Origin of the sequence: Paenibacillus sp. P3E (genome assembly GCF_001909045.1) — a bacterium.
GTDB classification, from domain to species: Bacteria; Bacillota; Bacilli; order Paenibacillales; family Paenibacillaceae; genus Paenibacillus_AQ; species Paenibacillus_AQ helianthi.
This window is the reverse complement of the sequence record NZ_LVWH01000179.1, coordinates 25,000-46,693: the sequence shown is the minus strand read 5'-3', so window position 1 is coordinate 46,693 and position 21,694 is coordinate 25,000. Positions and strand designations below refer to the sequence as shown.

General features: G+C 51.7%; 19 protein-coding genes and 1 riboswitch. Of the genes, 4 read left to right on the top strand and 15 right to left on the bottom strand.

Annotation, left to right across the window (positions count from 1 at the left end; genetic code table 11):
- Nucleotides 1-177: 177 nt before the first annotated feature.
- A complete protein-coding gene (gene pnpS / locus A3842_RS19920) occupies nucleotides 178-1,971 on the bottom strand; it encodes a two-component system histidine kinase PnpS (protein WP_074084038.1) in 1,794 nt (597 codons plus the stop codon).
- A 155-nt stretch (nucleotides 1,972-2,126) separates the two neighbouring features.
- Here pnpS and A3842_RS19915 point away from each other — a divergent pair, with 155 nt between their 5' ends.
- Entirely contained in the window at nucleotides 2,127-2,576 is a 450-nt protein-coding gene (locus tag A3842_RS19915) for a LacI family DNA-binding transcriptional regulator (protein WP_074102492.1), read from the top strand.
- Nucleotides 2,577-2,723: 147 nt separating this feature from the next.
- Here A3842_RS19915 and A3842_RS19910 read toward each other — a convergent pair whose 3' ends face one another.
- Nucleotides 2,724-5,717 carry an alpha-amylase family glycosyl hydrolase gene (locus A3842_RS19910; protein ID WP_074102491.1) on the bottom strand — a complete coding sequence of 998 codons (2,994 nt, stop codon included), beginning with the start codon at nucleotides 5,715-5,717 and terminating at the stop codon, nucleotides 2,724-2,726.
- Nucleotides 5,718-6,133: 416 nt separating this feature from the next.
- Complete coding sequence (locus A3842_RS19905; protein ID WP_074102490.1) at nucleotides 6,134-7,807, bottom strand: fumarate hydratase; 1,674 nt, start codon at nucleotides 7,805-7,807, stop codon at nucleotides 6,134-6,136.
- A 103-nt stretch (nucleotides 7,808-7,910) separates the two neighbouring features.
- On the opposite strand from A3842_RS19905, the gene yfbR reads away from it, so the two are divergent.
- On the top strand, nucleotides 7,911-8,570 hold the full coding sequence (gene yfbR, locus A3842_RS19900) for a 5'-deoxynucleotidase (RefSeq protein ID WP_074102489.1): 660 nt from the start codon (nucleotides 7,911-7,913) through the stop codon (nucleotides 8,568-8,570).
- Nucleotides 8,571-8,716: 146 nt separating this feature from the next.
- Here the strand turns inward: yfbR and thiH are convergent, their stop codons facing one another.
- The 5 genes from thiH to A3842_RS19875 form a co-directional block, all read right to left on the bottom strand.
- Nucleotides 8,717-9,829 (bottom strand): 2-iminoacetate synthase ThiH, encoded by a 1,113-nt coding sequence (gene thiH, locus A3842_RS19895; protein WP_074102488.1) that lies wholly within the window; start codon nucleotides 9,827-9,829, stop codon nucleotides 8,717-8,719.
- Between the two features lie 30 nt (nucleotides 9,830-9,859).
- The gene (locus tag A3842_RS19890) at nucleotides 9,860-10,624 is read right to left on the bottom strand and encodes a thiazole synthase (RefSeq protein WP_074084032.1); all 765 of its coding nucleotides are present in this window, start codon (nucleotides 10,622-10,624) and stop codon (nucleotides 9,860-9,862) included.
- 139 nt (nucleotides 10,625-10,763) lie between these two features.
- Complete coding sequence (thiS, locus tag A3842_RS19885) at nucleotides 10,764-10,967, bottom strand: sulfur carrier protein ThiS (protein WP_074084031.1); 204 nt, start codon at nucleotides 10,965-10,967, stop codon at nucleotides 10,764-10,766.
- A 65-nt stretch (nucleotides 10,968-11,032) separates the two neighbouring features.
- Nucleotides 11,033-11,635, bottom strand: a complete 603-nt coding sequence (locus A3842_RS19880) for a thiamine phosphate synthase (protein ID WP_074102487.1) — start codon at nucleotides 11,633-11,635, stop codon at nucleotides 11,033-11,035.
- A 124-nt stretch (nucleotides 11,636-11,759) separates the two neighbouring features.
- Nucleotides 11,760-11,861: riboswitch (TPP riboswitch) on the bottom strand.
- A gap of 168 nt (nucleotides 11,862-12,029) precedes the next feature.
- Nucleotides 12,030-12,899, bottom strand: coding sequence for an SDR family oxidoreductase (locus A3842_RS19875; protein ID WP_074102486.1), 870 nt, complete (start codon nucleotides 12,897-12,899; stop codon nucleotides 12,030-12,032).
- 237 nt (nucleotides 12,900-13,136) lie between these two features.
- Here A3842_RS19875 and A3842_RS19870 point away from each other — a divergent pair, with 237 nt between their 5' ends.
- Complete coding sequence (locus tag A3842_RS19870) at nucleotides 13,137-13,562, top strand: NUDIX hydrolase (protein WP_074102485.1); 426 nt, start codon at nucleotides 13,137-13,139, stop codon at nucleotides 13,560-13,562.
- Between the two features lie 82 nt (nucleotides 13,563-13,644).
- Here A3842_RS19870 and A3842_RS19865 read toward each other — a convergent pair whose 3' ends face one another.
- From A3842_RS19865 to citZ, 4 genes are all read right to left on the bottom strand, one after another.
- Entirely contained in the window at nucleotides 13,645-14,070 is a 426-nt protein-coding gene (locus A3842_RS19865) for a hypothetical protein (RefSeq protein WP_074084027.1), read from the bottom strand.
- A gap of 122 nt (nucleotides 14,071-14,192) precedes the next feature.
- Nucleotides 14,193-15,134: a malate dehydrogenase gene (gene mdh / locus A3842_RS19860; RefSeq protein WP_074102484.1), complete on the bottom strand. Its 942-nt coding sequence runs from the start codon at nucleotides 15,132-15,134 to the stop codon at nucleotides 14,193-14,195.
- Between the two features lie 90 nt (nucleotides 15,135-15,224).
- Entirely contained in the window at nucleotides 15,225-16,520 is a 1,296-nt protein-coding gene (gene icd / locus A3842_RS19855) for an NADP-dependent isocitrate dehydrogenase (protein ID WP_074084025.1), read from the bottom strand.
- 147 nt (nucleotides 16,521-16,667) lie between these two features.
- Nucleotides 16,668-17,780 (bottom strand): citrate synthase, encoded by a 1,113-nt coding sequence (gene citZ, locus A3842_RS19850; protein ID WP_074102483.1) that lies wholly within the window; start codon nucleotides 17,778-17,780, stop codon nucleotides 16,668-16,670.
- A 388-nt stretch (nucleotides 17,781-18,168) separates the two neighbouring features.
- Between citZ and ytvI the strand changes: the two genes are divergently transcribed.
- Nucleotides 18,169-19,284 (top strand): sporulation integral membrane protein YtvI, encoded by a 1,116-nt coding sequence (gene ytvI, locus A3842_RS19845; RefSeq protein WP_074084023.1) that lies wholly within the window; start codon nucleotides 18,169-18,171, stop codon nucleotides 19,282-19,284.
- Between the two features lie 115 nt (nucleotides 19,285-19,399).
- Here ytvI and A3842_RS19840 read toward each other — a convergent pair whose 3' ends face one another.
- The 3 genes from A3842_RS19840 to A3842_RS19830 form a co-directional block, all read right to left on the bottom strand.
- Nucleotides 19,400-19,798: an FxsA family protein gene (locus tag A3842_RS19840; protein WP_074084022.1), complete on the bottom strand. Its 399-nt coding sequence runs from the start codon at nucleotides 19,796-19,798 to the stop codon at nucleotides 19,400-19,402.
- Complete coding sequence (locus A3842_RS19835; RefSeq protein WP_074084059.1) at nucleotides 19,795-20,322, bottom strand: acyl-CoA thioesterase; 528 nt, start codon at nucleotides 20,320-20,322, stop codon at nucleotides 19,795-19,797. Before A3842_RS19835 ends, A3842_RS19840 begins: the two co-directional genes overlap by 4 nt.
- A gap of 80 nt (nucleotides 20,323-20,402) precedes the next feature.
- Nucleotides 20,403-21,584 (bottom strand): MFS transporter, encoded by a 1,182-nt coding sequence (locus A3842_RS19830; protein ID WP_074084021.1) that lies wholly within the window; start codon nucleotides 21,582-21,584, stop codon nucleotides 20,403-20,405.
- Between the last annotated feature and the right edge of the window lie 110 nt (nucleotides 21,585-21,694).

Here is a 21,694-nt window from a genome sequence, read left to right as displayed (position 1 = left end):
ATGTTTTCAATTTTACAAAACTGCAGGCAAGCCCATCATATCACCAGAATGTTAACCCGGTGTAAAATAGCAAAGGATTCATAATTTTTAAGCCTCTAGAATTAATACTAGCTCTTTGAATCCTTGCTGGAAATCCGGGCAGCGAACAAAACTCCCCCTGATATTGACACTGTCCGTTTAGTGAGAACCTTCCTGCAGCAGTGGAAGTTCCAAAATAAAGGAGCTGCCGATTCCAAGGTCGCTTTCTACAGAAATCGATCCGTGATGCAGCTCAACCAGATGCTTGACAATGGACAATCCAAGCCCGGTTCCGCCGGAGCTTCTGGATCTGGCTTTGTCCACCCGGTAAAAGCGTTCGAAAATCCGCGGCAGGTCCTTCCGTGGAATTCCCATGCCGGTATCTCTTACGGTAAAGGTAACCGTCTCTATCCCGTCATTCTTTTGGGTGTTAACCACAATTATATTTACGCTTCCGCCTTCATGAGTGTAATTAATCGCATTGGACAACAGGTTCATAAAGATCTGGCGCAGCTTATCTTCATCCCCCTCCATAAACAGCTCTGCAGGCACATCCGCGCGCAAGCTGATATTCTTCTTCTCGGCTACCTTGCTGAGCGTTTCAAGCACGGAATCGAAGAATTCAATCAAATGCACCGGTGAGCATTCAAGCTGGACGCGTTTGGATTCTATTTTGGAGAGTTCCAGAATGTCTCCGATCAGGCGGTTCAGCCTCTCATTCTCATCATAGATAATTTGCAGAAAAGAGCGCGCGGTTTTCTCGTCAGTGACTCCTCCGCCAAGCAGGGTCTCGGCAAAACCTTTTACTGCAGCGACCGGAGTCTTCAGCTCATGGGATACATTGGCTACGAACTCGCTGCGCATTTTCTCCAGCCGGCGGATTTCCGTTACCTCCTGAAGCAGGAACAGCATCCCCCGGCATGAACCGTCTTGAATCATCGGCACGCCGTCCAGCCGCACGATCCGTTCCGCGGGATTATAGATGCTCCGCTCTTCATGGATCGGCTCTTTGCGGGAGACACCCTCCTCGATCAGGCGTGTAAGCTCATAGTGATGCTTCAGCTCCTTGTACGAACGCCCTGCCATCTCACTGTTCTTCACATCCAGCAGCCGCTCAGATGCCCGGTTCAAGAGAGCAATTTCACCTTCTGCATTGATCATTACAATACCGCCGGTCATATTGTCCAGCACGCTCTGCAGCAGATCCTCGTTATTCCGGATCGTCTTGAGCTGGTCCTGAAGACTGTCTGCCATCGCATTGATTGCATTGGCAAGCTGACCGATCTCGTCTCTGCGGTTCATCGGAACCCTTGCATCATAATCCAGATCGGTAATCCGCCGGGCGACTCTGGTAATCTGCTCAAGCGGAGAGGTCATGCTGGAGGCAACCTTGTAACTAACAAAAGTAGCTGCAATGAACAGCAGCACCAGTCCGCCTGCCATGATCATCCAGGCCCGGTTCAATCCCTCTGTGACTGCATCGAGCCCCATGGAGAGACGGATATAGCCATCGAAGCCCTGATCAGATACAACGGCCCCGGCTACGTACAGCATCTCCCGGTTAAGGGTATCACTGTAACGGATCGCGCGCCCGATCCCTTCTTTCGCTGCCAGTACTTCCTCTTCACGAGTGGAATGGTTGTCCATCTCCATCGGATTTTTCTCTGAATCGCCAATGACTTTGCCGTCTTTCAGAATAAAAGTAATCCGGGAACTGGTTAACTTGGCGATATTCTCTGCCTGCTTAGTATAATAGCTGACTGCGTCCGGACTGGCCGTATCTCTAAATTGAAGGGTGCCGGACAGCAGATTTATTTCCCGGGACATGTTTTCTTCCAGCGCGGAAATATGTGAATCCTTAAAGAGCTTGGCCATGGTAATACCTGCACCGATCATGGATATGCCAATCAAGGCCATTAGTATCAGTGTAAGACGAATGCGAAACGGTCTCATGAATTGTATCCTCATCCTTATGATTGTGTCCTTGAGAACATCCTACCTTCATTTTAAGTAAAATACCAGTTCCCGCACCGATTATCAACGCTGTGTAAAATCGGGTAGCGGAATGACCCCGCACTGCAGAAAACAAGCTTGGAGTGCGTGAAATCATGAAACAGATGAACTACATTCCAAGGAGTATGGCTACAGGACTTGCGAGAAAGAGCAGCCATACAATCGGACTCCTGTTTAATATGTCCAAAAAAGTGAATTCCTGTATCGAGAGCGTATTCAGGCCTCAGGAGTACGAACTGACCCTCTGCAATATTCAGCATCAAGATGCAAAAGGCCATTTTCTAAGCAGACTTGTGCTGAATCAGCGTGTGGACGGCATTATAGCACATATTTCGGTGTTATCAGAGGATCTGTCCAGGGAGCTGGACCGGCTGGCCTTTCCTTACGTCTCCATTGGTGAAATAGATATTGCTGTAAGCTGGGTGGATTATGACAACGAAGCAGGCGGCAGAATGCTGACCATCCATTTGAAATCGGGCAAGGCTATTGCAAGCCGGCATTTATTGGCGGTGAAAGGAATGAGAGAATCTTCAGCCGCCAGCTAAGCGGCTACCTTCAGGCTCAGGCATTGCCCCTTCATCGCTTTCACAATCCTTCTGTCAGACAATAACAAGGAGCGGCTCTGGACTGAGCCGCTCCTTGTCTGAATGCCTGCATGGTTAAATGTGCTGTTGTCAGCAGCTTTGATCCTGCTATAGATCCTTCCAGCGCTGCACGGTAAGGCTGACGGTCTGCGCCCCACCCGCAGGTGTAAGCGTCCGGTTCGCAATATCCGCCCCGCTTGTGCTGGTCTCTACTGAAGCCCAGCTGCCGCGTGTAACCTTATATTGTACCGCCGTTCCCGCCGGCAGGCTTAGTGTGATGGAATATACGCCATCACTGCCTTTGGTCAGCTGGTACGCAGGGTCCGCTGCATTCCAGCTATTGAAGCTGCCAGTTAAATATACCGGCCCGCTTGCTGGAGTCGTATTTGGAACAGTAACCCTGAAGGTCACACTGTCCGCTTGCGGCACACCTGCTGCGATGCTGCCGTTTACTACACTCCACGTGCCTGCTCCGAAGTGATAATTGCTGCCGCCGTTGTTGTCCCAGGTCCCGCTGCCGTTATTAAAGGCTGCTGTCAGGCCAGCAGCACTTCCCAGCTGAATCGTAGCCGTTTTATAACCCGTGTAGGATGACGACTGCAGCTGCACTCCCGGAGATGTGGTCCAGACTGCCGATCCATCCAGACTATAGTGAATATAAGAATTCGTATAAGCGGTATTCTTGTAATAAATGGTTACTGAATTGCCAACAGGGGTTGCCGTAGGTGAAACTGTTGGCGTTGGGGTCGCTGTTGGTGTTGCCGTCGGGGTCGGCGTTGGGGTTGCTGTTGGTGTTGCAGTTGGCGTTGGTGTTGCAGTTGGTGTTGGTGTTGCAGTTGGTGTTGCAGTTGGTGTTGACGTTGGGGTCGCTGTCGGCGTCACAGGGCCGCCTGCCTTGATGTTTCCGGTTGGCGTGTAGGTCCAGGTGCCAGTGCCAAATAAATAGTTGCTGCCGCCGTTACTGTCCCATGTCCCGCTGCCGTTATTAAAGGCTGCCTCCAGCTGTGTGGCAGAGCCGATATTGATCGTGATTTTATTATAGCCGGTTACTTCAGCTGCTGGCATAGCCACGCCAGGTGATGTCGTCCAAGTTCCGCCTACAGGACGGTAATGAATATATGGCGTCGTGTAGCCTTGCTTGTAATAAATGGTTACACTATTTCCGGGCGGTGTGAAGACCAGAGCGGCTGCGCTAAGTGCCGACAGATTGCCTGCGGCATCAAAAGCTTTTACCGTATAGCTATAGTTAGTCTGCGATGCCAGTCCGTTGTCCGTATAAGAAGTGTTTGCTGTTGTTCCAACTTTGACTCCATTGCGGTAAATTTCATAACCGGTTACCCCGACATTATCCGTGGAGGCAGTCCAGCTTACGAGCACATTGGATGCATTTTGCACAGTAGCTGTTACATTGCTTGGAACAGAAGGAGCCACGGTATCGATTATCGGCTGGGTTTTGGAATAGATCTTAGCCGAATTCGCTCCCACAGTTACAGTAATTTGTTTGCCGGTTGCGCCTCCCGATTGCACGGTTACAGTGTCAGAAGTATTCAGTTGATTAATGAGTACTGTACCTGCAGTTAGTGTGCTTTCTGCGCGCAGCGGGATGGTAACGGTCTGTGAACCGTTGGAAGCATTGCTGAATACAGAGATGACTTCCTGGCCCACATTAGTTCCGCTGTCTACACGCCGAGAGAAGGCATACAGGTTCTGGGCGGACCACATTTCACGCTGGGTGCCTGTGCGGAGTGCAGGATTATTTTTGCGGATTTCATTCAGTTTGGCAATATGCTTATAAGTGCTGGTATTCTCATTAAAATAGTTCTCGAGGACATTGCCGCTCGCATCCCGTTTCACCATTGACCAGCGGTTCCAGGTATCAGCGATCCCGCCTGTCATAATCTGGCCGTTGCCGTTGCCTTTATTCTGCTCTGTACCCTGGAAGACCACGGGTGTTCCACGGACAGTATAGATGAAGGACAAAGCATTCTGCAGTTTATCCACGTTGCCGCCAGCTTCCGTCAAAAAACGGTTGCGGTCATGATTGTCGAGAAAGGTAACCATATGGTTCGCATTTCCGTTGTAATAAGTATCCTGAGCAAGCGTGCTTTTGATGTTGGAATCAAAGGACTGCCCGTAAGCAAAACTGTTCAGGACCGAGAAGAACATAGGGAAATCAAGCATGCCCCATTCCTTGTTGTTGCCTACCCAGCGGGAGACAAATTCGGCGTTGCCGTCAAAGTTCTCACCAAAGGTATTCACGCCTAAAAGATTCTGCAGTTCACCGATGTCTGTCGGCTTGACCAGCTTGGCAGCATCCACGCGGGCACCATCGGCACCCGTATAGTCAAACCAGCCTTTAATAGAATTGAATACAGCCTGTTTGGCGGCAGGAACATCAAAGTCGATATCATCCAGCCCGCCGAGATCGTGATTCTCTAAATAATCCTGAGCCCATTGATCGTATCTTCCGTCTGCCAGTGACCAGTTGATATCCCCATTATGGTGATACCAAGCCGGATTATTAAAAGGCGCCGCAGGCTGCAGACCTGCTATATCATAATTGGCCTGACTGCCTAGCATATAGTCCCCAATATGATTCGGCACTACGTCGATAATCACCTTAATCCCAAGCGCATGGGCGGAATCCACCAGTTCCTTAAGCTTCTCTTTGGTTCCAAAGTAAGGATTGGCCTTATTGGGATCCTTTACGTTGTATCCATGGTAGGCTGTATTTTTACCTGTACCATTGTTGTCGCGGTTAGTCATCTGCGGTTCTGCCACCGGAGAAATCCAAATCGCGGTATATCCCATGTTATGAATATAGGGCAGTTTGTTGATGATACCCTGCCAGTCTCCGCCTTTCATATAGCGAAAATCTTCATCGGAAGCTTCTCCGTAACGGATAGCGGCACCGGTGGCATTATTGGAGGTATCCCCGTCATTGAAGCGGTCAACCATAATCTGGTAGATTGTGTCATTCTCAGTAACAGTACCAATACTCGCTGCTTCAACCCGTGCGGTTGGCAGCACAAACAAGTTAGCCGTAATGGACAGAACAATTGACGTGATTAATGCCGGAATAAGCCATAGCTTGCGTTTCATTCCTCATCTCCCTCTCATAAGAGCGCATATCGAACCATACTGCCTGTGAATACCATTCCATCACTTGCAAGACGATGCTGCGGACAAGGAAACCGGTTTCCCTCATAAAAATTACCATGGCTATGTATGCGTTGTCAAGTATAATAATTAGCGTCCGCTGACAGTGATCCTCAGGCTTTTGTACAAAGGTGTCCCGCCCCTGCCCCCGAAAAAACAAAAACAAAATTACCACGGCGGGTGAACTCAAAGGTACTTCTACCTTTCATTTCCGCAATCAGCCTACCCGGCTCAAATCAAAAGCACTTCTACCTTTCATTTCCCTATTCAGCCCGCTCCCGGCGAATGCAAAAAGCCCTCCCCCATTAGCAATGGAAGAAGGCTTACGGAATATTTACACGCTAGCTTTATTTCACAGCTTATTTAAAAACCGGTTCCCGGAACTGCGCCAGCTTGGCTGCAGAATCCTTTTCCACATCTGCATGCAGACTGTTGCCGTGCGCGTCCATGGTTACAATGGCCGCGAATCCTTCTACTTGTAAATGCCACATGGCCTCCGGAATCCCGAACTCCATGAAGTCGACGCTGTTCACCTTCTTAATGCACTCTGCATAATACTGCGCCGCGCCTCCGATGGCATTGAGATAGACACCGCCAAGCTCCTGCAGCGCCTGTAGTGTCTTGGGTCCCATTCCGCCTTTACCGATTACGGCACGGATGCCGAATTTCCGCATAATATCACCTTGATACGGCTCTTCACGGATGCTGGTAGTCGGGCCTGCCGCTTTTACATGCCAGCCTTCATCGTCCTTCAGCATGACCGGGCCGCAGTGATAGATCACCGCCCCGTTCAGATCCACCGGTGCATCATGATCCATCAGATACTTGTGGAGCGCATCGCGCCCGGTGTGCATCTCTCCCGACAGAATGACTACATCCCCCACCCGAAGACTGCGGATATCTTCCTCACTGATCGGTGTCGTCAGCCGGACCTCGCGGGATTCTCCAGCAGCTGCTGCCGCTTGCTCCCCGGCAGGATTCGCTGCTGCTTCAGCAGCCGAGAGTACCGCAGGTGCTGCAGGAATCGCCGCATCTTCTGGAACAACACCTGAGCCTGCTCCGTCTGCGGCAGAGCCAACAGCCTCAAGCACAGCAGCAGGTACGAAGCTATCTTCCGTCTCTACGGAGATTCCCGTACCACTTTCATACAGCCATTCCTGAATCGTTCCAGCTGCCGGATCAACCAGGATGCCCTGGCGGCGGAACGCCCAGCAGTTATAGGCCACGGAGACGAAAAAACTGGCCGGCAGCCGGTTCATTACTCCAATCTTGCAGCCCAGCAGTGTGACTTCACCGCCAAAGCCCATCGTACCGATTCCCAGTTTGTTAGCATTCTCCATAATATAGTCTTCAAGCTTGGCCAGATCCTGTATGGGATTCACATCCTCCACCTTGCGGAACAGCTGTTTCTTGGCAAGCTCATACCCGGTGGTACGGTCCCCGCCGATGCCGACCCCGATGAAACCGGCACTACAGCCCTGGCCCTGTGCCTGAAATACCGAATGAAGGATGCACTTGCGGATGCCGTCGAGATCGCGGCCTGCTTTGCCAAGGCCCTCCAGTTCCGCAGGCAGGCTGTATTGAATATTCTTGTTCTCGCAGCCTCCGCCCTTCAGAATCAGCCGCACCTCCACTGCTGCTTCTTCCCACTGCTCAAAGTGAATCACCGGAGTCCCTGCACCCAGATTATCCCCGCTGTTCTCCCCTGTCAGCGAATCTACAGAATTGGGGCGCAGCTTGCCATTCTTCGTCGCACGGATAATAGCGTTATGGATATCCTTCTTCATCTCAATCTGATTCACACCCACAGGTGTATGAATGATAAAAGTCGGCATCCCTGTATCCTGACAGATCGGAGATACCTGCAGCTCAGCCATGCCAATATTCTGTGCAATGGTAGTGAGCGCGAGGCCGGAGCGGGTAGCCCGGTCCTCCAGAGCACGTCCCTTGGCTACTGCCCGGCGCACATCGCCCGGCAGATTTGTTGAGGTTTCCACGATCAGATCATACACACTGTCTTCAAAATGCTGCATCTTCAGTCCAGCTCCTCTCCATGCGTTCGCGGTTGTCCAAACTCTGTTACAATTAGTTTTATCATAACATATTAAACCACGCATGAAAGGGGTTACGTAAAAATTGAATTACCATTTTTCAGCCTATTTGTACCGGCTTCAATATATCCAGCGCTGGAGCCTTATGCGAAGCACAGCACCGGAGAACGTCGCGCAGCACTCGTTCCAGGTTGCCCTGCTGTCGCATATGCTCTGCTCCATCGGCAACGTCCACTTCGCCCGCTCGCTGAATGCCGACCGTGCGGCCGCAATGGCGCTGTTTCACGACGCTACTGAGGTCTTCACCGGCGATATTGCTACGCCGGTCAAGCACAACAATCCGCGTCTACTGTCCAGCTTCCGCGACATGGAGCGGGTCGCCGCCGAACGGCTGAAGGGGATGATTCCGCCGGAGCTTACTTCTGTTTACGCGCCGCTTCTGCAGCCTCAGGACAGTCCTTCCGGCTCCGAAGATGCCCTTTTGCTGCGTTATGTCAAAGCGGCAGATCATCTGGACGCTTACCTGAAATGCGTCTGGGAGGTTGCTGCAGGCAACCGTGAATTCGCAGCAGCCAGGGTGCAAACCGCAGCCAAACTGCGCGGGCTTGAAATGCCGGAGATGGAATACTTCCTGATTCATATGGCTCCCGGCTTCGAGATGTCCCTGGATGAGCTGTCCGCCGGTACGGACGGAGGATCTGTGGATGGCGGACAGCCGATGGATGGCACGGACAACATGTTATAAACAGTGGACTCCTTTGATCGGACCCGTAGGAGCTCAATCAAATTCTAATTTGTAGATACAGAACAGGCTGCTTCAAGCAGGAATAGCACCAGAGTCACAGATTCTCTTCATGCTTTTCTGAAAGTTAGCATAGTAGCCACCCCTTATTAGGACTGCAGCTTCAGCAGGTCCCAATCCTTAAAGACGGGCTGCAGGCCGGCTGCCTGAAGCATATCCGTGATCTCCTGCACATTCCGTTCATCCGAGATTTCGAATTGCGGAGTCCCGCCATCCTGGGTGTGTCCCCCTACTTCGGTGGAGACACCTGCCGACATTTTGGTGATTCCAAGATGGATCAGGTGATCCCGCAGGAAGGCGGGCTCCCGGGTGGACAGGGTAATGCCGGAGCGTGGCAGAAACAGGCGATACGCCAAAATAATCTGCACCAGCGCACGGTCGGTAACATCGCTCTCCGGGTTGAACTCGCCCAGATACGGACGAAAACGCGGGGCGGATAAGCCGATTTCACATTCCGGATATTTGTCCTGCAGATAGCGGGCATGCATCGCGGTCATGAAGGCTTCCTGGCGCCAATCATACATGCCCAGAAGCGCACCGATGTTGACCGAGCGGAAACCGGCCTGACACCCTCGTTCGGGGGCATCCAGACGGTTCCGGTAGACTCTTTTGGGACCTTTCACATGCAGCTTGCGGTAGGTTTCCTGATGGTACACCTCCTGATACAGGGTCAGCCCGTCCACTCCCGCTTCCCTAAGCTCCCGGTACTCCTCAGTAGACAGCGGGTTCACCTCTATACTGACAGAAGAGAAGTATTCATGCAGAATTTCTACACATTCCTTCACATAAGCGGCCGGACTATCCTTGCGCGATTCCCCGGTCAGAATCAGAAGATGGCGCAGGCCCGTGGAGGAGATCGCTATAGCCTCTTGTCTGACCTCCTCCGGAGTCAATCTTTTTCTCGGAAAATCATAAATCGAGCTGAAGCTGCAATACGTACAGTGATTCACACAGAAATCAGCCAGATACATCGGTGTGAACAGCTGCATCACATGCCCAAAATGCGAACGGGTCAACCGTTGCGCACGCTGAGCCATCTCCTCCAGACAAGATTCCGCAGCCGGAGACAGCAGGGTCTGCAGGTCTTTTTCATCCAGACGATCCTTGAGAAGTGCCCGCTTCACATCCTCCACCCGGTACTCCTGCCACAAGCTCCCGTAAGGCAGTTGCTCCAGACGAGTCAGTGGTTCAAAAAAACTCATGTTACTCCCCCATTTCCGTTAGCCTGTGAGTCACTTCAGAAATCCGGTCAATGGCGAAGACGCTACAGCCGTCTCTTCCACTGGACCGAGTCCTGCCAAATAGGCCTTGCGGCCTGCAGCTACCGCCTCACGGAAGGCCGCAGCCATCAGCAGCGGATCACGGGCGGTAGCGATTGCCGTATTGAGCAGCACAGCGGATGCGCCAAGCTCCATCGCTTCTGCCGCTTCGGACGGGCGGCCGATGCCGGCGTCGACAATCACCGGTAGATCCACCTCAGAGATGAGAATGCGCAGCAGCTCTGTGGTACGCAAGCCGCGGTTCGAGCCGATGGGGGAGCCGAGCGGCATGATGGCGGCGGCCCCCGCTGCTTGCATCCGCAGCGCGGCTGAAAGGTCCGGGCTCATATAGGGCAGCACTACGAAGCCTTCGGCGGCCAGTATTTCTGTGGCCCGGATAGTCTCCAGGTTGTCTGGAAGCAGATATTTCTGATCATTGATTACCTCAATCTTGACCCAATTGCCAAGGCCTGCGGCTCTGGCCAGTCTGGCGATCCGCACAGCCTCCTCAGCAGTGCGCGCACCCGAAGTATTTGGAAGCAGAGTCATATGGGAAGGAATATGGCTGATAATATTGTCCTGGCTCTCCGGATCTACACGGCGCAGAGCTACCGTGATTACCTGTGAGCCTGAAGCTGAAACCACCTCGGGAATCAGTGTATTGCGGCTGTATTTGCCGGTACCGATGAACAGCCGGCTCGATAACGTAATGCCGCCAATCACCAATGGATCTAACATGAACTCGCCTCCTGGGATGAAATTCGACAAGGGAAACGGCTTCACCGTCATTTTTAAGACGGTATCCGTTTCAGTAAAAAATAGAAGGACAATTTTTAGCGTAAAAAAAATTCAAATATTTAATGATAGCCTCATGGCTTCAGCCCCCGCCTACAAAATGTACCAGCTCCAGCCTGTCGCCTTCACATAATATCTCCGACCCGTAATGCTCCTTGCTGACAATCTCACCATTTCGTTCCACGATCACAAGCCGAAAGCTCCATTCGGGCCGGCTTAACAGATCGGCAACGGTCCGGCATTCTTCCGCAACCACTCCGGGCTTGCCATTAATGATCAGATTCATGCGCTCTCACCTCCTTGGCGTGGTACCATTCACGGATTTACTGGAGTCACAATACACCACAGGTCCTACGCCTTCTGGACCGCCAACCGGTAAGCACGGGCAGCAGATACGGGGTCATCCGCTCCGCAAATGCCGGACATGACCGCAATCCCGGCAGCACCGTGACGGATCACTTGACCTGCATTTCCAGGCTCCACCCCGCCGATAGCAATCAGTGGAATACGGGTGCTGCGCACCGCTTCCTCCAGGAGCGCCAAACCGCGCCCCCGCTGTCCGGGCTTGCAGCCAGTAGGGTAAATATGGCCGAACAGGCAGAAGTCCGCCCCCTGCCTGCCTGCTTCCGCTGCTTCTGCCGCGGAGTGCACCGACCTGCCCAGCCGGAGGCCGGGAGCGGCTGCACGGACTGCTGCAGGCGGCAAGCTGTGCCAGGCTAGCTGGACAGCGCCTGCACCAGCGGCCAGCGCAACATCCAGCCGGTCATTGATGACCAGTCTGGATGCGGGGATTCCTGCAAGCAGCAGTTGCTCTGCCATGCTCAGCAGCTCCAGGGCAGACCGGTGCTTTTCCCGCAGATGAATAAAGTCCACGAGCGGATGCACAGCAGCCGCCAGGCTGACGAAACGCCCAAGCTCAAGCTTCCCGTCCGATATTAAATGAATTTCCGCCACTTCTTCACCTCCTGCTTCACACTATTGCAGCAAAACGCGCAACACAAAAAAACCGCCCCCACGATAGGAGGCAGTCATAAATTTGTACAGGAATACGGGTATAAGAAATACAACCCCGCTGCAGTTCATTCATTCTCCGCTTTCCTACGCTGGTTTTAACCAGATCAGGTTCAAAGGGTCCGAACGTCACGTTCGTCTCAGCCTTGCGGCACCCCTAGGGACAATTGCAGTATTCAATTGCTGACGTGGTTCATATTAACATATTAATCCTCGGAAAAGCTATCCCTTTTACCCAAAGCTTCATCTTATATGGTACATAAAAAAGAGCAGACCGCATGGGCCTGCTCTTGAACTGTTATATTTTCCAGAAACCTACTTGACCGTACAGCAACTTCTAGCCGTTGACAATTTCCCCGCCGTTGACATGCATTACCTGGCCGCTAACATAGGATGAATCATCCGAGGCCAGATAGACGTAGGCTGGTGCCAGCTCTTCCGGTTGTCCCGGACGCTGCATGGGCTGTGTGCCGCCGAACTCGCTGACCTTTTTGGCATCAAATGTGGATGGAATCAGCGGTGTCCAGATCGGACCCGGAGCAACAGCATTCACACGGATGCCCTTTTCCGCCAGATTCATCGACAACGAGCGGGTGAAGCTGAGAATCGCGCCTTTGGTGGACGAATAGTCCAGCAGCTGCGGACTGCCGCGGTAGGCGGTGATCGACGTCGTGTTGATGATCGTGGAGCCTTTTTTCAGATGCGGCATAGCTGCCTTGGTCAAATAGAACATGGAGAAAATATTCGTACGGAACGTCCGCTCCAGCTGCTCAGAGGTAATATCCTCGATCTTGTCCTGCGGATGCTGCTCGGCCGCATTGTTAATCAGGATGTCCAGCTTACCGAGCCCCTCTACCGCCCGGTTGATCAGATTCTGGCAGAACGCTTCTACGCCGATGTCACCGGCAATCAGAATACACTTCCGTCCCTCCTGCTCTACTTGGCGTTTGGTCTCTTCGGCATCAGAATGCTCATTCAGATAGGAAATGACCACATCCGCACCTTCTTTGGCAAAATGAACGGCAACCGCCCGTCCAATGCCGCTGTCGCCTCCCGTAATGAGCGCCGCCTTACCCAGCAGTTTGCCTGCCGCTTTGTAGCTGGACGTTTCAAATTCAGGGCGCGGATTCATCTCGCTCTCGATACCGGGCTGACGGTCCTGCACCTGGGGAGGCAAGGTTTTGGTAGTCTGCATATTTTCTGGCATGATCCATTCTCCTTTCGCTGTGTACCTTTTGTTGAAGTAACCACATCGTATTAGGATGGCTTCTGCATCATCAATTATACAATCGCTTTACGTTAAGTTACTTACCACACTTCCCGGCTGTCCAAACAAGAAATTAAGTCGTTTTTGACGTAAAGGGCCGATATAATTTAGTGAAGTATAGATCCGAGATGGGATTCGGACCGATTAACCCATAGGATTAGGAGGCGCATAAGTTATATGACCAGAAATACACGGAGCATCATCGTTGCGGTCAAAGGAGTCATTCTGCATCAAGGCAGAATCCTGCTCGTACAGCGGGCAGCTGCAGATGCGATAGGAGCAGGCAGCTGGGAATGTCCCGGCGGAAAAATGGAATTCGGAGAAGGCCTGGAGGCTGCACTCGAGCGGGAGATTAAGGAGGAAACCGGACTCACGGTCACGGTGGAAAGGCTATTGTATGCAGTGTCCTTTCTGACCGATCCGGGCAGGCAACTCGTCATCATCACCTACTGGTGCCGGACCGATGAGCATACAGTGGTGCTCTCCGAAGAGCATGCAGACTATAAATGGTGTACCCGTCATGAGCTTCAGGCCCTGCTCCCACCCGGAATACAAGCGGAATTTGAGAAAAGCAATGTGTTTTTGTCAGAGGACCTGCTATAAGGTAATCAGGCTGGAAGGCAGTAAAAGCCCGCCCCCTCGAATCAGGGGCAGGCTTGACGGTTTGGTGAATAATCATCCTTACCTAGATAATGTGTCTATACACCATGAAGAATACCATTACGATCAGCACAACCATCAGCAGCAGGCTCATGGTACGAAGCTTCGCGGTTTGGTCTGACACATCACGGTTCTCACGCATGCCGGCTGTGGCCAGACGCAGCGGCTTGCCCATAATACCGCCCAGGGCAAACATTGCCAGCAGGAGTACAACCACGACAACCATCCAGGCTACGGTGTAATCCCCCTTAGAGATCATGTATCCGCCAGTCAGCAGCTGAATGACCAGACCATACTGGGCAAACCGGTTCAATCCGCCAATGGCGCTAAGCGTCCCTTCTTTGGCTGCAGCTGACAGCTTACCTGTGCCGCTCAGAATAAACGGAAGCACCAGATAAAAGCCGACCGCCAATGTCCCGATCATATGTAAGAAAAAGAAAATCCGATCCATTGTTTAACCTCCTCACTTTTCGCTGTGATATAAGTTACATTCTTATTATACCCAACCCCGCCGTCCATGAAAAGAAAACCCTCATTTCCATTCAAGAAATGAGGGCTTGTGACCGCTGGGAATCATACCTTAACCACTGAAGTAACCGCACGTACAGAATCTGCTGATTTATCCAGAGCCGCTTTTTCTTCCGCGGTCAGCTCCAGCTCGTAGATCTTCTCAATACCTTCCGCACCAAGCAGCGCCGGGATACCCATGAACAGTCCGTCATAACCATATTCCCCTTCCAGCAGGGCAATGACGGGAATAATCCGCTTCTTATCCTTCAGGATCGCTTCAGTCATTTGCACCAGAGATGCTGCAGGAGCGTAGTAGGCACTTCCATTACCCAGCAGGCTGACAATTTCGCCGCCACCGGCACGGGTACGCTCTACAATATCGGCAATCCGCTGGGCAGGAATCAGCTTATCAATCGGAATGCCGCCGGCACTGGAGTAACGGATCAGCGGAACCATATCATCCCCATGGCCACCCATCACAAAGCCGCGTACATCCTCTACCGAAACATTAAGCTCTTGAGCAATAAAGGTGCAGTACCGCGCGGTGTCCAGCACACCGGATTGACCGATTACACGATGCTTAGGAAAGCCTAGGGTATTATAAGCAACGTAAGTCATGGCATCCACCGGATTACTCAGGATAATTACTATGGATTCCGGAGCTACTCGCTTCACATTCTCACAGACTGATTTTACGATGCCCGCGTTCGTATTCACAAGGTCATCGCGGCTCATCCCCGGTTTGCGGGCAACTCCCGCCGTAATGATGACGATATCTGAATCGGCAGCATCGCCGTAGCTGGAAGTTCCTGTGATCTGGGCGTCATACTTCTGCACCGGACCGGCTTCCTGCATGTCCAGCGCCTTCCCCTTGGTCTGGTTCTCAAGCTGGGGAATATCCAGAAGCACCACATTACCAAGCTCCCTCTGGGCAAGCATCAGCGCCGTGGTGGCACCGGTAAAACCGGCGCCCACAACTGTAATTTTATGACGTTTGATAGCCACGAGTGATCCTCCTAAGCGTTTGTTAGGAATACCGTATTGAATTCCTTCGTACAAACTCACTTCGTAAGCATATGCAATTGATTTCAGGGACTACAGGTGATTAATGATCTCGTCAGCAAATGCCGAGCATTTCAGCTCTGTTGCGCCTTCCATCTGACGGGCGAAATCATAGGTTACGGTCTTATTGTTAATGGCCGTGCTCATGCCATTGTAGATCAGATCAGCCGCTTCCTGCCAGCCCAGGTGCTCCAGCAGCATGACGCCGGACAGAATCACTGAACCCGGATTGACCACGTCCTTATCCGCATACTTAGGTGCAGTACCATGGGTAGCTTCAAAAATAGCGTGACCCGTAATATAGTTGATATTCGCTCCGGGAGCGATGCCGATGCCGCCGATTTGCGCAGCCAGTGCGTCGGATAGGTAATCGCCGTTCAGGTTGAGCGTTGCAATCACATCGAAATCGGTTGGACGGGTCAATACCTGCTGCAGGGCAATATCCGCAATGGCATCCTTGATGATGATTTTGCCCGCTGCTTCTGCTTCCTTCTGAGCAGCATTAGCTGCAGCCTCACCGCTCTGCTCCTTGATGGCATCATATTGATTCCAGGTGAAGACATGATCGCCGAATTCCTGCTCGGCTACCTCATACCCCCAGTTCTTAAATGCGCCTTCGGTAAACTTCATAATATTGCCTTTGTGTACTAGTGTCACACTCTTGCGGCCATGCTTGATTGCATATTCAACAGCGGAGCGCACCAGACGCTTCGAGCCTTCCATGGATACCGGTTTAATGCCGATTCCGGATGTTTCCGGGAAGCGGATTTTGTTCACACCCATCTCGTTTTGCAGGAATTCTATAACCTTCTTCACTTCAGCGGAACCTTCCTGATACTCGATTCCGGCATAAATATCCTCTGTGTTCTCACGGAAAATCACCATGTCCACTAGCTCAGGATGCTTCACAGGTGAAGGCACTCCATCGAAATAACGCACTGGACGCAGGCAGACATACAGATCTAATTCCTGTCTCAGTGCTACATTCAGGGAACGGATGCCTCCACCGATTGGAGTAGTCAGAGGTCCTTTGATTGCTACAATGTACTCGCGAATTGCTTCAAGCGTATCATTCGGCAGCCATTCACCATATGTATTGAAGGCCTTCTCGCCGGCAAATACTTCGTACCAGGCAATCTGTTTCTTACCGCCGTATGCTTTGGCTACTGCGGCATCCAGTACCCGTTTGGAGGCTTTCCAAATGTCGCGGCCTGTACCGTCACCCTCAATGAACGGGATGATCGGATGATCCGGAACGAGCAGCTTGCCATCTTCGATTGTAATTTGTTCGCCTTCTGTCGGCAGATCGTATTTTTCCAGTTTCAACATTAGTGGGTATTCCTCCTAAAAATTTTGTTTTGTGAGCCTAGACTTCCTTGAATGATTTTTGTTCAAAAGTCTTTCCGGAAGCATAGGCTTTGAGTTTGGTTTATAGTTCATTCTACTAAAGGGGTGCAGCGGCCCGCAAGGGCTGCTTTATCTCTCGTCCACCGGAACGTATTTTTGTTCGGACATTCCTGTGTATTCCGCACGCGGGCGAATGATGCGGTTGTCCTCATACTGCTCCAGAATATGCGCAGTCCAACCCGAAACACGGCTGATCGCAAAAATCGGTGTGAACAGCTCCCGCTCAATGCCCAGCTGTGTATAGACCGAAGCCGAATAAAAATCAACGTTAGGCTTCAAGCCCTTGCGCGAAGTAATCAGCTCCTCGACTTTGACAGACATATCATAGAGTGTAGTATCATTCTTCATCATCCCCAGCTCACGGGACATCTTCATCAGGTGTTTGGCGCGTGGATCGCCATTTTTGTAGACCCGGTGCCCGAAGCCCATGATCTTCTCCCGGCGCTCCAGCTTGCCGCTGACGTACGATTCCACCGCATCCAGACTGCCGATTTCCTCAAGCATCTTCATAACTGCTTCATTCGCGCCCCCGTGCAGGGGTCCTTTGAGCGCACCGATAGCCGATGTGACCCCTGAATAAATGTCTGACAGTGTAGCAACCGTAACCCGGCCGGCAAAGGTGGACGCATTCAGCTCATGGTCGGCATGAAGTACAAGCGCGGTGTCTAGTGCCTTGACCGATACAACATCCGGCTGCTTGCCCCAGAGCATATACAGGAAATTCTCTGCAATGGACAGACCTTCTCTGGGGGCTATAGGCTCAAGTCCCTTACGAATACGGGCCAGCGCAGCAACCACTGTCGGGATCTGCGCCTGCAGCTTAACGGCCTTGATCTCATTAGCTTCACGGCTCATATCGTCGGCGGCCGGGTCATACAGGGCAAGGCTGGATACGGCTGTGCGGAGTGCGGCCATCGTGCTCACTTCTTTGGGGAACAGCTTCATTTGTGCAATCACCTGATCAGGGATTGGCGCAAAGGCACCGAGATCCCGCCGCAGGGCCTGCAGCTCAGGAGTCGTCGGCAGATTGCCGAACCACAGCAAATATGCGGTCTCTTCGAAAGTAGCGTTCTCCGCAAGATCATCGATATCGTATCCGCGGTAAGTGAGTACGCCATCCACAATCGAACTGATCGAGGAGGTTGTGGCAACAATGCCTTCCAATCCTTTAGTAGCTGTCATAGTATCTCTCTCCTTTGCCAACTAGGTATAAATACTGTTATTACAGGGATGAAAACATTTACATTTTGATATATCCAAACAATTAATAATCATGCAGAATGACATGCTGCAGAGAATGCAACGAACTTTCGGTGTGTAACCTTTAATAATCATACCGGATTTTGACGGTTATGTGAACAACGTGGAAGCTTTGGGACGCATCAAATGATTTTATCGGACAGATAGAAAAAAACTTCTGAAATCCCTGTTTCATGTTCGCGCTTTCAGTTTATACAGGCTGCTGTGAAAAAGCGGATTCCTGTATCTGGATAGTCTTTATATCCAATTTCTGAATATATATTAGACGAGCTGGTACAGTAGCAGCAGCCTTTATTTGGAGGGATCTGACATGGATTCGCTGGTTTTAAAAAGAGTGCTGCGCGGCCTGTGGGTCCTGCTTGCGGCCTCATCACTGCTGGTGGCAGTCTATGTCCTGCTCCCGCTTATGTACCCTCTGCTGCTTGCCTACCTGCTTGCCTACCTGATGCATCCTCTGGTGCTTATTCTAATAGGCTTCAAGCTTCCGCGCTGGCTGGCTGTGTCGTTGTCACTGCTCTTTTATGTAGGGGGTACCGCGCTTGTACTAACTGCACTGATCACCCGCCTTGTTAAGGAACTGATTGTCTTGCTGCAGACCTTCGATCTGCACACCGACCAGTGGCGGGAGCTGCTGCTGTCCATTAGCCGGAATGCCAGCATTCAAAATATTATTAACCAGATCAATCAGTTTTACCATGATAACCCAAATTATCATGCCACGATCGACAGTAATATCAGCAGGACAACGGAAACGGTAGGCCAAGCCATGACTCAATTCATTACCGGATTTTTCAATATGATCCTGAAGCTGATCTCCGCATTGCCAAGTCTGGGTACCATCCTTATCGTCATCATGTTATCCGCCTTCTTCCTCAGCACCGGCTGGGACCGGCATAATGCGAAGCTGAGAGCGCTTGTGCCTTCACCGATGCTCAGACCGGTATCCGAGATCTGGCAGGATCTGCGCAAGGCGCTGTTTGGCTACCTTAGGGCGCAGCTGGTGCTGATTTCAATCACGGCTATTATCGTCATTACCGGGCTCCTGGTGCTTGGCGTAGATTCTGCATTTGCCATTGGGCTGACGATTGGACTGGTCGATCTGGTGCCTTATCTTGGGGTGGGCATTGTGTTGCTGCCATGGGCTCTATACTCCTATATGACCGGCAATCTGGCGCTTGGCATCGGGTTATCGGTGCTCTATGCCGTAATTCTCATCACCCGCCAGATTTTGGAGCCTAAGGTACTTGCAAGCAGCATTGGCCTGGACCCGCTTGCGATGCTAATCGGCATGTTCGCCGGCCTGCAGCTGTTCGGCATGCTTGGTCTGATCCTTGGACCCGTCCTATTGGTCGTGCTTGATGCCTTTCACCGGGCCGGCGTGTTCCGCGCACTGCATAGCTATATCGTGAGCGGCAGGCTGCATTAAAGCTGAAGCGTGCTTGTAGTGGAATTGAGTAAATAAAAAAAGCGTTCTACTGCATGAATCTGCAATAGAAACGCTCCAGCTGAACCGGGAATTCCGGCACCTTCCTCTTACCGGCTTATCTGCGGTAAAAGGTGAAGGTGCCGTTTTTCATTTTTTTCTCAATCCATTTCAGCAGAAAAACCCGGTACAACGGCCGGGTCAGCGGAAACACCAGCGAAAATCCGACGATATCCGTCACAAAGCCCGGCAGAATCAGCAACAGGCCGCCAAAAAAAATGCACAAGCCGTCCAGCATGGTCCGCCCCGGTACCCGGCCCTCCTGCATCTGTGTTCTGCTGTCGAGCAGCACCTTCTTGCCTTCGAAACGCATCATCAAGAAACCGATCACAGAGCTGGCCAGCATGAGCAGCATTGTCTTGGGTGCTCCGAGAAAACCTGCCACATAAATAAACCCGAATAATTCCACGGCCGGGATAATGAATAATGCAGCCCACAGCCATTTGTTCCTGATCATACTGCTCCTCCTTCTTCCCTAAGCGCCAAGGTTATGGCGTAAAACAATTCCGGAAGTATCCGGTCCAGTCTAACTGGCTTCCAGTCCATATTCAGCCACACGTGGCTGGTTGAACCGGCAACGAGCAATTCACCAGGCAGCTTATCAAGATATACAGGCCCGGCTGTAAGCGCGGAAGAATCAGGTTCACCCGTTTCCGGCTCCGCCAATCGGCGGATTTCATATTCGTATACAACCCGCAGTGCTGAAAAAGTGGTCAGGCGCGCATACACAGCGACAAGATCATCATATCGCGCCGGACTTTTAAATTGCAAATCTGCAGCCGTGACTGGCAGAAGCACACCCATATTTTCCAGTGTACGGTAGGCAAAGCCAAGCCCCCGGAACATTTCTGTGCGTCCGCTCTCAAACCAGCTCAAATAATTAGCGTGATAGACCACACCCATCTGGTCTGTCTCCTGATAGCGGACACGGAATGAAGTAGCATGCCAGCGGCTGGCCAATCCCGGATTACGTGATCCCATAAATACTTGCCCCTTTCTAAGCAGAAACGGCTGCTGCATTTTCATCATCTCTATAGGAATGTTATTTGTTACAGTGCCTCCTAGAGGCTTGCTCCTTCAGATGCAACCGGCCGCGGAACATTTCTTCGCGAGCTTCGAACGACGTAGAAAATCAAAAGTGCACCCGCCGCAGAACTGATCATACAAGACAAATTCATTAGCCACACACCACCTTGGTCCAGTAAAATCCCGTTCAGCAGATTGCCCAGAATCCCCGCAAAACCGGAGAAAACGATGTTGAACACACTTTGGCCGGTAGCCTGCATCTCAGGCAGAGTGATGTGTGATACATACTCCACCGCAGCGATGTAAAAGAGTCCGAAGGACACACCATGCAGTACCTGAACACCAATCATTACCGCAGGGGCTGGAAAAGCGAACTGGATTCCCCACCGAAGCACATAGATCAGAGCACCCAGCAGCAGCGTGCGCTCCCTCCCCAGCTTCCGGATGATCTTGGAAGCAAACAGCATGGAGGGGAAGTTCGTGAACGAAGCGATGAACAGCGCGATCCCCGCATGGCTGGTCGAGCCTCCTACCGATTGAAAGGCAATCACAAAGTAGGTACCGAAAGCTGTCATGGTCTGGTTGACCAGAAAGCTCCCGCCCAGAAAAGCCAGAAAGATCTTATTGCCCAGCAGATTTTTGATTCCTTTGGAGAACGACTGGCTCATCATCCGGTTCTCTTCTGCCTGCTTGGGCAGGGTGAACGCAATAATAACCGCGACACTGTTCAGAATCAGAAATGGCAGCCAGATCGTGGATACAGAAAAATGTGACACATACTGTGACCCGGCATAGGCCCCTACGGCCGCTCCTATGCTCAGCATCATCCGGATGCTCCCGTAAGTGGAACCTGCCTGATTCGCCGCTACAATGGCGTAGGAATCGGCAATAGGAGCCTGTGTAGAGGAGAAGATGGTAGATACGGTATAGACCATCAGCAAAACAATGAAATATTCCGACTGGTAAAAAACCGCCAGTACTGCAGGTACGGCCACACTGAGAATCAGCACCAGCCGTGCCTGATTGTAGCGGTCTGAGATTACGCCCCACAGGGGCTGAATACAGATAGCAATCAAGGTTCCCGTCGCCATCAGCATTCCGATCCGGCCGCTGCCGAGTCCATTGTCTTTTAGCAGTAGTGTAAGATACGAGCCAAATGAGCCGCCGGCAAGTCCCAAAAAAAGATAAAACCCGCGCAGCTTCAATAATTTATCCATTTGTACGATAAGTCCTCTCTATTCCTTTTTAACGGAATACCCATACTTTATAAGTCTACATCGCATTAAATAGAGCAGCAGACCTAACTTCTCATATTGGTAAAAGGCGG